General features: G+C 40.4%; 11 protein-coding genes. 10 read left to right on the top strand and 1 reads right to left on the bottom strand.

Annotated features, from left to right (window positions below):
- The first annotated feature begins 96 nt into the window (after window positions 1-96).
- The 10 genes from H5125_RS18255 (at window position 97) to H5125_RS18300 (ending at window position 12088) form a co-directional block, all read left to right on the top strand.
- Entirely contained in the window at window positions 97-1530 is a 1434-nt protein-coding gene (locus H5125_RS18255; protein WP_124018406.1) for a TolC family protein, read from the top strand.
- Window positions 1527-3065, top strand: coding sequence for an efflux RND transporter periplasmic adaptor subunit (locus H5125_RS18260; RefSeq protein WP_207891336.1), 1539 nt, complete (start codon window positions 1527-1529; stop codon window positions 3063-3065). Before H5125_RS18255 ends, H5125_RS18260 begins: the two co-directional genes overlap by 4 nt.
- 2 nt (window positions 3066-3067) lie before the next feature.
- A complete protein-coding gene (locus tag H5125_RS18265) occupies window positions 3068-6199 on the top strand; it encodes an efflux RND transporter permease subunit (RefSeq protein ID WP_124018405.1) in 3132 nt (1043 codons plus the stop codon).
- 161 nt (window positions 6200-6360) lie between these two features.
- Window positions 6361-6729, top strand: coding sequence for a hypothetical protein (locus H5125_RS18270; RefSeq protein ID WP_235781911.1), 369 nt, complete (start codon window positions 6361-6363; stop codon window positions 6727-6729).
- 138 nt (window positions 6730-6867) lie between these two features.
- Window positions 6868-7383: a DUF411 domain-containing protein gene (locus H5125_RS18275; RefSeq protein WP_124018403.1), complete on the top strand. Its 516-nt coding sequence runs from the start codon at window positions 6868-6870 to the stop codon at window positions 7381-7383.
- Complete coding sequence (locus H5125_RS18280; RefSeq protein ID WP_182744944.1) at window positions 7380-9398, top strand: copper resistance system multicopper oxidase; 2019 nt, start codon at window positions 7380-7382, stop codon at window positions 9396-9398. The genes H5125_RS18275 and H5125_RS18280 overlap by 4 nt, the downstream gene beginning before the upstream one ends.
- Window positions 9399-9409: 11 nt before the next feature.
- A complete protein-coding gene (locus tag H5125_RS18285; RefSeq protein ID WP_182744945.1) occupies window positions 9410-10123 on the top strand; it encodes a copper resistance protein B in 714 nt (237 codons plus the stop codon).
- Window positions 10124-10235: 112 nt separating this feature from the next.
- The gene (locus tag H5125_RS18290) at window positions 10236-10658 is read left to right on the top strand and encodes a copper resistance CopC family protein (RefSeq protein ID WP_182744946.1); all 423 of its coding nucleotides are present in this window, start codon (window positions 10236-10238) and stop codon (window positions 10656-10658) included.
- 14 nt (window positions 10659-10672) lie between these two features.
- On the top strand, window positions 10673-11569 hold the full coding sequence (locus tag H5125_RS18295) for a copper resistance D family protein (RefSeq protein WP_182744947.1): 897 nt from the start codon (window positions 10673-10675) through the stop codon (window positions 11567-11569).
- Window positions 11570-11644: 75 nt separating this feature from the next.
- The gene (locus H5125_RS18300; protein WP_124018413.1) at window positions 11645-12088 is read left to right on the top strand and encodes a nuclear transport factor 2 family protein; all 444 of its coding nucleotides are present in this window, start codon (window positions 11645-11647) and stop codon (window positions 12086-12088) included.
- Window positions 12089-12270: 182 nt separating this feature from the next.
- Here H5125_RS18300 and H5125_RS18305 read toward each other — a convergent pair whose 3' ends face one another.
- Window positions 12271-12822, bottom strand: a complete 552-nt coding sequence (locus tag H5125_RS18305) for a CueP family metal-binding protein (protein WP_124018398.1) — start codon at window positions 12820-12822, stop codon at window positions 12271-12273.
- Between the last annotated feature and the right edge of the window lie 100 nt (window positions 12823-12922).

The raw sequence follows: 12922 nt of genomic DNA on the forward strand, positions 1-12922 counted from the left end.
CGTCTTCCTGTTCATTTATCTTTTTTAAAATAAATTAACAAGATATTACCTTTGTTCGAATTCAATTCGAGAATTGGTGATTAATTTGGAGGCTTTATGTCTTTAATTTACAAGAAATTGGGTGAAATTTACACTCAATATATTCTAATAGTAGTGATGTCCTTTATTGGTATTAGCGCTGCGGTATATGCGGCAGAACCAGTACAGACATTATCACTGGAAGAAGCAGTTTATCTCTCTCAATCAAACGATCCCTGGTTAGTCAGTAATCAATTTCAACAAGATGCTATTCAATCAGAGAGTATCGCGGCAGGAACTTTACCAGATCCAAAAATCAGTGTTGGTTTAGCTAATTTGTCCATAAACACTTTTGATTTTGGACAAGAAGCAATGACTCAAATGAAAATTGGTGTCACTCAAATGTTTCCCCGTGGGGATAGCTTAAGTTTACGCCAACAACAACTTGAGTTAACGGCTGAGCAATATCCTTTCTTAAGACAAGATAGACGAGCAAAGTTAAGTGTCACCACAGCTCAAATTTGGTTTGATGTATATAAAGCGCAAGAGAGCATTGCACTGATTGAGCGCAATCGGAACTTATTTGAACAACTATCAGATGTTGTTAAAGCAGGGTATTCATCTGCTTTAGTTAAATCTAATCAGCAGGATATTATTCGTGCTCAGTTAGAGGTGACCCGTCTTGAAGATAAGCTGACCGTTTTGGCCCAGCAAGAAGATATGTTTAAACAGAAATTATCTGAATGGGTTGGTAAGGCATTTGTTGATGAATATCGAATAGGTCATGAACAAGATTATGAGCTGTTATTTTCGACGTTCACCGTCCCTAATATACTTCCTCAAATTAAACTAACGAATCCTAATCTTTATTTCGATGAGGAAAAAAGCCAACATTACCAACAGTCTCTGTATGAAGCGTTCTCTGTTCATCCACTCATTTCAGCATTGGAGCAAAGAATTGAGTCAAGCCGAAAAGGTGTCGAGTTAAAAAAGCAATTGTATAAGCCAGAATGGGGTGTAAATGCTGGATACAGTTATCGAGGCAATGATCCTATGGGTAATTCTCGCGATGATTTGCTATCAATTGGTGTGAGTTTTGATTTACCAATATTTACTTCGTCAAAACAAGACAAGCAAGTTCAAGCCGCTATTTATCAATCGGAATCAATTAAAACGGAAAAGTGGTTACTGCTTCGAAACATGATGGCGTCATACGGTACTGCGAAAGCGCAACTTCTTAAATTGGAACAACGTCAGACACTCTATAACGATTTTTTATTACCTCAAATGCAAGATCAAGCTGATGCGTCGCTAACGGCTTACACAAATGATAAGGGTGATTTCGCTGAAGTCGTACGTTCCCTCATTGCTCAATTAAATACTCAATTAGATGCTTTGGCCATTAACGTTGATTTACAGAAAGTTAAAGTTCAATTGAACTATTTTTTTACCCCTAAAGTGGGCCCAGTTAGCATCTCACATAAATCTTATGTTGATGGAGAAGTAAAATGAACAGCAATTTGAAAATGATCAGCATATTAGTTATCGGTATTCTTACTGGTATTAGTGCATCAATCCTATATACACCGCAGAATCAGATAACTTCAGAGGACAGTGCAAAAGCTAAGCCTTCATATTGGGTCGCACCTATGAATCCTAATTATCGTAGTGATAAACCTGGGAAATCACCAATGGGTATGGATCTTATACCTGTATACGAAGATGGCACCGATTCGACAGATTTTGGACCTGGTGCCATTAAAATATCACCTGCTGTGATTAATAAACTTGGTATGCGCACATCCGTAGCAACGCTTGGGACACTGGAAACTAGCATTAAAACAGTAGGATACGTTCAATACGATCAAGATCAACTTATTCATATTAATCCTAGAGTAGAAGGATGGATTGAAGAACTTTATGTCAAAGCTTCTGGTGATCCGGTCGTTAAAGGGCAACCAATATATTCAATTTACTCTCCAGCTTTAGTTAATGCACAAGAGGAAATGTTATTAGCTTTAAATCGAAAAGATCAGCGTTTGATTACTGCATCTGAAGAACGATTGAAAGCGCTATTAATACCAAACGCGGAGATTAAAGCGCTACGTAAGAATAGAACGGTCAAACAAAATATTACATTTTATGCCCCTCAAAGTGGTGTTATTGATAATTTGAATATAAGGGAGGGATCGTTTGTTAAACCGGGTATGACAATGTTTTCAGTTGGCTCATTATCACAAGTATGGGTTGAAGCTGAAGTTTTTGAACGTCAAGCAAACATGGTTAAAGTTGGGCAAACTGTTGAAATGAAATTAGATTACCTGCCAGGCCAATTTTGGCAAGGAAAAGTCGATTATGTCTACCCGACATTAGACAGTAAAACAAGAACGCTAAAAGTGAGATTGCGTTTCGATAATACCAATGCGGCATTAAAGCCAAATATGTTTGCTCAAGTGTCGATAAAAACACGAAGTGAAGAGGACGTATTACTGTTACCAAGGGAGGCTGTTATTAGAACAGGAAACTCTGATCGAGTTGTACTTGCCCTCGGTGAAGGTAAATATAAATCTGTAGCGGTAACGTTAGGGCGATTAGATGATGACAGCATTCAAATAGAGTCAGGACTGTACGAGGGAGATATTGTAGTCTCGTCTGCACAATTTTTATTGGATTCTGAATCAAATAAAACTTCTGATCTTAAACGTATGACAGCACCAGAAGATGAGCAAGAAAATATTCAAGCCATCACATCTGAAACCGCCTGGGTAGAGGCAAAAGTAAATGGTTTAATGGCTGCACATCGAATGATTAATGTGGACCATCAAGCTGTCAATGAATGGGAATGGCCACAAATGACCATGGACTTTACTGTTGATGACAGTGTGGATTTCTCTGTATTTACCGTTGGTGCTGTGCTTCATATTGAATTAGAAAAAACATCAGACGGCTTGGTCAAAGTGGTAAATATACACTATCCCAAAGATACTGATGATGTATCTAATACAACACATCAAACAGATCATTCAGGAATGGAGATGGGAGAATAACCATGATTGAATCAATAATACGATGGTCTGTAGCAAACAGATTTTTTGTTTTGCTCGCCAGTGCAATTCTCGTCGGCGCGGGTTTATTTTCACTTAAAAATACCCCTATTGATGCTTTGCCTGATTTATCTGATGTTCAGGTAATTATTAAAACAAGTTATCCAGGTCAAGCCCCACAAGTAGTTGAAGATCAAGTCACTTACCCTTTAACTACGGCTATGCTGTCTGTACCTGGTGCAGTAACGGTAAGGGGATTCTCTTTTTTTGGTGATTCATATGTCTATGTCATCTTCGATGAAGAAACCGATTTATATTGGGCTCGTAGTCGTGTGTTGGAATATCTTAGCCAAGTTGTTTCAACGTTACCTGATAATGCAAAGCCTCAATTAGGACCTGACGCAACTGGTGTGGGCTGGGTATATTTATATGCACTAGTTGATAGAACCGGTAAACACGATATTAGTGAGTTACGCAGCTTACAGGACTGGTTTTTAAAGTATGAATTACAAACAGTCCCTGGTGTTTCTGAAGTGAGTGCTCTAGGTGGGATGGTCAAACAGTATCAGATTAAGGTTGACCCAGATAAGTTGCGTGCATTTGGTATACCTTTAGCCGCTATTCAAATGGCGATTAACCGTGGTAATCAAGAAATTGGTGCCTCTGTAGTCGAAATCGCTGAAGCTGAATATATGGTTCGTGCCACAGGATATCTTGAGAATAAAGAGGACATCGGCAATATTCCTTTAGGCGTGAACAATAATGGCACACCATTACTGCTAAAAGATGTTGCGGATATAGGGACCGGACCGCAAATGCGACGAGGCGTCGTTGATCTAAATGGTGAAGGTGAGACTGTCGGTGGCATTATTGTGATGCGATTTGGTGAAAATGCCCAAAAGACTATTGATGGTGTGAAAGCTAAATTAGAGACACTGAAAAAAGGCCTTCCAGAGGGGGTGGAAGTGGTGACCGTTTACGATCGCAGCGGTTTAATTGAGAGAGCCGTATCAAACTTAGGGTTTAAACTACTAGAGGAGTTTTTAGTCGTAGCTTTAGTCTGTATGGTATTTTTGGCGCATGTAAGATCATCACTTGTTGCGATTGTTAGCTTACCAGTTGGTATTTTAACAGCATTTATTATTATGCACTTGCAGGGGTTAAATGCCAATATCATGTCTTTAGGTGGTATTGCTATTGCAATTGGTGCTATGGTCGATGGCGCCATTGTAATGATTGAAAATATGCATAAACATATGGAACGAACGCCATTGACGGCAGAAAACCGTTGGCAGGTTGTAGCGCGGTCTGCCAGCGAAGTTGGCCCGGCATTGTTTTTTAGTTTACTTATTATTACTGTTAGTTTTTTACCGGTATTTACCCTCGAAGCACAGGAGGGAAGGATGTTTTCACCGCTTGCGTTTACTAAAACTTACGCAATGGCTGCATCGGCAGCGTTAGCTATTACCTTAGTGCCAGTGCTAATGGGATACTTTATTCGGGGAAAAGTGCTTCCTGAACACAAAAACCCCGTTAATCGATTGTTAACTGCTGTATATATGCCAGTGTTGAAAAAAGTATTGGCTTTCCCGAAAATAACCCTCCTATTTGCGTTATTTGTGTTGGCAATTGGTGTGTGGCCGTTAAATAAAATTGGTAGTGAGTTTATGCCTCCATTAGATGAAGGCGATCTAATGTATATGCCGACCACTTACCCTGGTATTTCTATTGGTAAAGCTCGCCAATTAGTGCAACAAATGGATAAGTTAATTTACACAGTACCCGAGGTTAAAACCGTATTTGGCAAGGTTGGCCGAGCAGACTCTGCAACGGATCCTGCACCTCTAACAATGGTGGAAACGTTTATTCAGCTTAAGCCCAAAAGTGAGTGGAGAGAAGGACTGACGACTGAGAGTTTAAAACAAGAATTAGACTCATTAGTAAAGTTACCCGGTGTGACGAACGCATGGGTAATGCCAATTAAAACCCGAATTGACATGTTGGCGACAGGGATTAAAACGCCTGTAGGGATTAAAATTGCAGGTCCTAGCCTCAAGGAAATTGAGAAAATTGGTAAACAATTAGAGGAAATCCTTAAAGATGTTAAAGGGACTGCGTCAGTATACGCTGAGAGGGTTGCAGGTGGACGTTATATTAAAGTTGATATCCAGAGGGAGAATGCTGCTCGGTATGGTTTAAATATAGCGGATGTTCAACAAGTTGTGGCTACAGCGATCGGTGGTATGAATATTTCACAAACAGTTGAAGGCTTAGAACGATATCCAATTAATTTACGCTATCCTCAGGATTATCGAAATTCTCCTGAAGCATTAGCTTTATTGCCTATCGTCACTCCGCAAGGTTTGAGGATTTCTTTAGGGGATGTAGCGGATATCGTTATCGAAAATGGACCACCAGGTATTAAAAGTGAAAATGCTCGTCTTAATGGTTGGGCTTATATCGATATTGAAGATGTCGATATCGGTAGTTATGTTGAAATAGCCCAAAAAGTTGTTAGTGATAAATTGGTATTACCTGCCGGTTACTCTATTACCTGGGCAGGTCAATATGAGTATATGGAAAGAGCAAAAGCGAAGCTTACTTACGTAGTACCATTGACTTTGTTTATTATCGTTATTTTATTGTTCATGAATTTCCGCAATGCTGTTGAAGTAGGAATTATTGTAGGAACATTGCCTTTTGCAATGGTGGGCAGTATTTGGTTAATGTATATACAAGGTTTTAATTTTTCAGTTGCTGTAGGGGTAGGTTTTATAGCATTGGCGGGTGTCGCTGTCGAAATTGGCGTCATTATGCTTGTCTATTTAAACCAAGCCTATAGAGAAGCGATTGATCATAGTTCACAGCAGCTAGAAAAATTTGATGAACTAAAGTTGATTCAATCCGTTATTCAAGGTGCAGGTATGCGTGTACGTCCTGTAATGATGACCGCAGCAGCAATCATTGCTGGATTATTACCTATACTTTATGGTACTGGAACAGGTTCCGAGGTGATGAGTCGAATTGCTGCGCCAATGGTCGGCGGAATGGTCAGTGCAATCATACTGACACTATTAATTGTTCCTGTTGTGTTCTTTTTATGGCGTCGTGCTCAATTGAGACATGAGGAACGATAGTGTTGAGTTGATTAAAAAATGATGCAGATAAAAGTATCTGCATCGTTATTTTTATATTAGATTGATTTTTATTTTCATTTAATTATGTTTTTCAAATGAATTTTCATTGCTAAATGCAGTATTTTTCACTAATATTATTCTATAATCATTGGAGATATATTTTGCGTAGAGTCCATTTAATCATGATGTTTGTTTTACTGACGTTTGTCGGTCAAACTTTTGCGTCTGTGATTATGCCTGGTACTATGCCAATGAGTTCAATGACGACTTCAAATATGCCTGCTGAAAATGGCAAAGCATGTCATGACGCTAGTATGCAAATGAACATGGATATGAACGATGGTGCGGATGATAATTGCTGCGCCCAAGCGTGCCATTGTCCTGTCGGCTCATGTTTATCCATCGCTTTAACGATGGCCATGCCAACGCTTAAATCAGAAGTCAGCTTAGTTAATTCTGCAACAATGTTTACCTCAGCACTAATGCCCCAGTATTTTTCATCTTTATACCGTCCTCCAATATTTGCCTAACATAGGCACAGTTACGCCTCTTTTTTGCTAACTGTCCTAGCCAATCATGTAGTTTCAATTTTTTAACTTTTTTCGGTTAATAAACTGACATTAAACCGCGTTGTTTAATGTGACGAAATTTGATTTGGAGGCAATATTATGTCTGCTCTATATCGCAATTCTATTCGTTTTTTTCGTGTCATAGGTACTATTTTTATTCTGCAAATTATGGGAGGGATGTTACCTGCCCATGCAGCGGAGCCCGGCACTACGGCGCCATTACTCACTGTTTATAAAGATGCCAATTGTGGCTGTTGTGAGAAATGGCTTACGCATATTAGTGAGCGTGGATTTAATGTTGATGCCCACAATATTAACAACCTTTATGAGTTTAAACAGTCAAAGGGTATTCCTGCTTCAATGCAATCTTGCCATACCGCTGTGTCATCTCAAGGTTATGTGTTTGAAGGGCATATCCCTGCAAAATTCATTAGTCGTTTTTTAGCCTCCCCCCCTAAAGATGCTATCGGCCTAACCGTACCCGCTATGCCTGTGGGCAGCCCTGGTATGGAGTACCAAGATAAATTTATGGCATACCAAGTCTTACTGTTGAAAAATGATGGCAGTAGTCAGGTATACGCCCAAGTGAACTCGCTTGAGGAGTCTGTGCAATGAAATCTCAATACATGATAAAACCCATGATTCAAACGACAAACAGTGAACTCAACAACAGCCGACGCCGGTTTGTGTTTGGTGCATCCGCCATGTTGGCATTGATGTCGATCCCTTTCCCTAAAAATGCCTTTGCCAATGCGTTAAGCCAATCGTTGAGCCAGCTCTCTGGCAAAGTGTTTGACTTATCAATTGACTATAAAATGGTTAATTTTACCGGGAAATCTGCTCGAGCCACTGTGGTCAACCAATTGCTGCCCGCGCCGTTATTGCGCTGGAAAGAAGGTGAAACAGTCACCTTAAGAGTAAAAAATAACCTCGACCATGATAGCTCTATTCACTGGCACGGTATTATTTTACCCACCGAAATGGACGGTGTGCCTGGCTTTAGCTTTGATGGCATTAAACCCGGTGAAACATTTGAGTATCAATTTACCGTCCAGCAAAGTGGCACATATTGGTATCACAGTCATTCAGGCTATCAAGAACAAACCGGTTTATTCGGTGCTATTGTGATTGATCCTGCGACCCCCGATCCGGTCATATATGACCGTGACTATGTGATCATGCTGTCTGATTGGTCTGACGAAGCCCCTGAAAACATTTATGCCAAATTAAAGAAACAAGCCGATTACTATAATTACCGTGAGCGTACGGTAATGGATTTTTTCTCTGACGTGAATAAAAATGGCTTAGCCAATACGTGGAACGCTCGTTCGATGTGGAATAACGCGCGCATGAGTGACAGAGACATATCTGATGTTACGGGTTCAACTTACACCTATTTAATGAATGGCAATCCTCCGCAACAGGGCTGGCAAGGATTGTTTGAACAAGGTGAAAAAGTGCGCTTACGCTTTATAAATAGTTCTGCGATGACCATATTTGATGTACGTATACCGGGTCTCAAAATGAGTGTTGTTGCCAGTGATGGTCAGAACATTCAACCGGTTTCTGTGGATGAATTTCGAATCGGTGTTGCTGAAACCTATGATGTGGTTATTGAGCCAGAGGTTGATAATGCCTATTGTATTTTCGCTCAAAGTATTGACCGCACCGGCTTTACGGTAGGTAACCTTACCTCAGATGCCAGTTTACATGCTCCTATTCCCCCAATGGATCCAAGGCCAGTCCTTGGCCACAGTGATATGGGCATGGATATGAGTGATATGGATATGAGCGGTATGGATCATAGCAAAATGGACATGGGCGCTGGTGATATGTCAGGCATGGATCACAGCAAGATGGCTATGGGTGGCGGTGATATGTCAGGCATGGATCACAGCAAGATGGCTATGGACGGCGGTGATATGCCTGGCATGGATCATAGCAAGATGGCTATGGGCAGCGGTGATATGTCAGGCATGGATCACAGCAAGATGGCTATGGGTGGCGGTGATATGTCAGGCATGGATCACAGCAAAATGGCCATGGACGCTGCGAAAGCGACAGTCTCAGGACTAGGGCTTGCAGGCTTTGGCAGTAACAATGAAATTAAACACATTGACACCGAGTTCGGCCCACAAGTGGATATGCGTGCAGATGCGCCAAAAAGTGGTTTACACGATCCCGGGATTGGATTGCGTGACCATCAACAACAATTTAATCGCAAAGTATTAACTTATGGCGATATTAAAGGCTTACATCCTACCTACGACACGCGCCAACCTAGCCGCGAAATTCAACTGCATTTAACCGGCAATATGAACCGATATATGTGGTCTGTGAATGGGGTGAAATTTATGGACGCCGCGCCATTAGAGTTTGAATACGGAGAAAGACTGCGGATCACCTTAGTGAACGACACGATGATGACTCACCCTATGCATTTGCATGGTATGTGGAGTGAGTTAGAGACAGGCGACCCTGATTTTATTCCCCGAAAGCACACGGTATTAGTTCAGCCGGGCTCTAAGATCAGTTACTTAGTCACCGCCGATGCAAAAGGGCAATGGGCATATCATTGCCACTTGTTATTCCACATGCCAGGCATGTTCAGAAAAGTCGTGGTGAAATAAGGGGAATACAGATGAATAAAACGAATTTAGTGGCATTGGGACTGTTGAGTCTGAGCGCCTCATTGGCTAGCTCAGCTGTGTTTGCCGGCGGTAATGATGATCCTCTATTAACAAAAGTCATGCTGGATCAATTTGAAAAAGGCGTGGATCCGCAAGATCCCACCCAGTTTAGTGCACAAGCCTGGTTAGGTTACGATTTGAATAAGTTGTGGCTTAAAACCGAAGGTGAATATTCAAATAGTGATAAGCAAGACCTTGAAATTCAGGCTCTTTACAGTAAGCCCATCGCACCTTACTGGGATGTACAATTCGGTATTAAAACCGATATCAAACCGACGCCGACTCGTAATTGGGCTGTGATTGGGGTTCAAGGGTTAGCGCCATATTTTTTTGATATTGATGCGGCCTTATTCATCGGTGAACAAGGCCGTACGGCCATGCGTTTGAGTGCGGAATATGAACTGTTAATCACTCAAAAATTGATACTTACACCTGAAGTAGAAGTAAATTTATTTGGTAAGGACGATGCTGAACTTGGAATAGGCTCAGGCTTATCTGACGTCAGTGCAGGGCTGCGATTGAGATACGAGATTGTTCGAGAGTTCGCACCCTATATCGGTGTGGATTGGCGTCAGAAACTCGGTAATACCGCCGATTACGCCCGAAGTGAAGGGGAAGATACACAAGAAACCCAGTTTGTTATTGGTTTTAGAGCTTGGTTCTAAGACCTCGTTCGTACACTGAGTTATAAGCTTGGCGCCAAGATGTTAGCTAAGCCAATATTAATCATTTATGTAAACCGTTTTTCGATCGTTAAACAATATAAAAGGAAATATCATGAAATTATTTAACAACGTTTTAGTCGTAACAAGTCTATTCCTGAGTGCTTCAGCATTTGCTCATGTCGGACTGAGCAGTTCTATGCCCGCTAACGGTGCCATGCTAAGTCAAGCCCCAACAACGCTTGAACTGACCTTTACGGCTCCGGTACGTTTGGTCAAATTAACAATGCAAGATGAGAAGCAGCAAAGCGTACCGCTAACATTACCTTCAAGTGCGACCAGCCAAGCAGCATTTTCATTCGCTCTACCAGCATTAAACGCAGCTAATTACACAGTTAACTGGATGATCATGGGTGACGACGGTCATAAGATGAAAGGCAACATGAGCTTTATGCTTCACGACTCTGGCATGAACACTCGCAGTGCACCGCCTATGACAATGGAGCATGAGACTAGCGAGCACACTGCACATCAATAAGTGGATGAGTAAACATGATATTAACCGTATTTGAAATATCGGTGTTGATATCTAAATGGGTTATCTATCTGAGTGTTGCCGCCGTTATTGGCGGCACATTGATGCAATATCTCATTAAGGGTCAACCGAACCTTGGTATTAGCGTTGCAAAATATACCGGCGTAGGTGCCGTTTTGGGGGTGATTGCCGTCAGTATCAATTATTTTGCTCAAGTAGGGGCTTTTGCTGAAAGTGGCTTGATGGGAATATTTGATGCGCAGATGCATGCTTTTCTTTGGCCAACCCAGGTAGGGCAAACGGTGCTTTGGCGCTTAATCGGTTTTGGGTTAATGCTAGTGGCTAGTGGTTTACTGTTACATAAGAACCGTTATATCAAAACGTTTTCTGCGGTATTAGCGATTCTCAGCTGTCTGTTAATTGCTGTCACGTTTACTTTTATTGGCCATAGCACTGAACTGGGATTGCTTGCTCAAGGCTTAATATTGATACACGTGTTGATCATTGGCAGTTGGATAGGCGCTTTTTATCCATTATGGAAATTATGCAGCACCGATGACAACATCGTCATAAAAAATGTCATGGATACATTTGGTCGTTTAGGCATAGTGATTGTCATTCTAGTGTTGCTTTCAGGCATGGGAATGGTGTGGATGTTGTTTGATAGTCCCACTGAATTAATCAGTTCCGATTATGGTATTGCGGTCACCATCAAGCTCTGTTTGGTGGCTATCATTTTGCTTATAGCAGCATGGCATAAATTGGTTTTAGTACCGAAATTAACGATTGCGAACCCATCACTCGCAAAACAAAAACTACAAAAATCGATTGGATTAGAGGCATTAATAGCAGTACTGATATTAGCGACAACAGCGGTACTTTCGAGCGTGCTAGGTCCTATGAGCCTTGGATAATCACTATAGATTAACAGAGAGATAAAAATGAAAAATAGACCTTTAACAATACTCATAACCACCGGGATATTACTGATGTCCGCAGGACAAAGCTCATTGAGCTTCGCTCATGGTGATGAAACTCACCCTATAGAACAAAAAGCGTTTATCGGTGTTGATTCCGCCGCGGGTAATGTCGTCAAACAATTTCATGCTGCATTACAAACGGGCAATGAGGCTATTGTTAGGCAGTCATTAGCAGCCAATGTGCAAATTTATGAAGGTGGAAAAGTAGAACGTTCACTTACGGATTATGCCAATCATCACATGCTTGCGGATATGGCCTACTTAAAAGGGTTAACCATAACGCCAAAAGAACACCAAATAACGATTACAGGTGACATTGCTATTTCAACGTCAATAAGTCACGCCCAAGGTGAATATAAAGGTAAAAGTATTGACTCAATGACCATGGAAACGCTTGTGTTAATTAAACAAGCGGATGGTCATTGGAAAATAACCCACGTGCACTGGTCGTAACTAATAAAAGTTTCATCAACCAGATAAGGGATTATCTTGAGCTTCTTTGTAGGTGCTCCCAAGAAAACCACAAAGACTCGGATCATGTTAATGCATGATATTTTATGGAAAAGGATTTCCATTTTTTTATATAAAAAAAGACCGGAATAACTCCAGTCTTATTTTGATTTTGCATTCAAATATTAACTTTCAATAAGTTGCATAGTAGTAATGCAAGTTCTATCGTTATTGAAAGTAGACAGTACCTCTCTCGCCACTCTTTCGCTTCCGTCTTTTGCTTTATGATAAATATTGAATGCTAAGTTTTTATCTTTTGGAACCCAAAAGTCTATAAATCCATCACGTTGTGTCGTCACTTTTTTGTCTATTAATGTTTCACCTGTATCAGTATCAATCATGACAACTTTCATTACTTGATTTTTTATCTCACCGGTACAACCTGTTAAAACATGATTAGTACATGGATGAGAGCTATTAATGTACGGAGCTATTGAAAGAAAGAATTGATCTTTTGGTATTGCTACAGAACTACTTTTACCATCTGAGAAAGTTGCAACTATTCTATTGGGTAAAACTTTTATCATTATCCCTTCATTATTTTTGTATAGTGTATGTGCTGTTGTAACAGCACTCTTATAGTCTAAGTTTTTAAACGTTTCTGAATTTATTGTTGTGGCATATGATTGACTTGAAAATGCAATTATAAGTCCTAATAGAATATTTTTTTTAATCATGATATGAATCTTCCTCTGTTGTTTTTGTGAGATAATATATTTTGTTTAAATGTGTTTATCTATTTTTATTGTAATGTTTGTAGTTTATTTTATATTGATC

The organism is Shewanella sp. SR44-4, assembly GCF_014163715.1.
Lineage (GTDB): Bacteria > Pseudomonadota > Gammaproteobacteria > Enterobacterales > Shewanellaceae > Shewanella.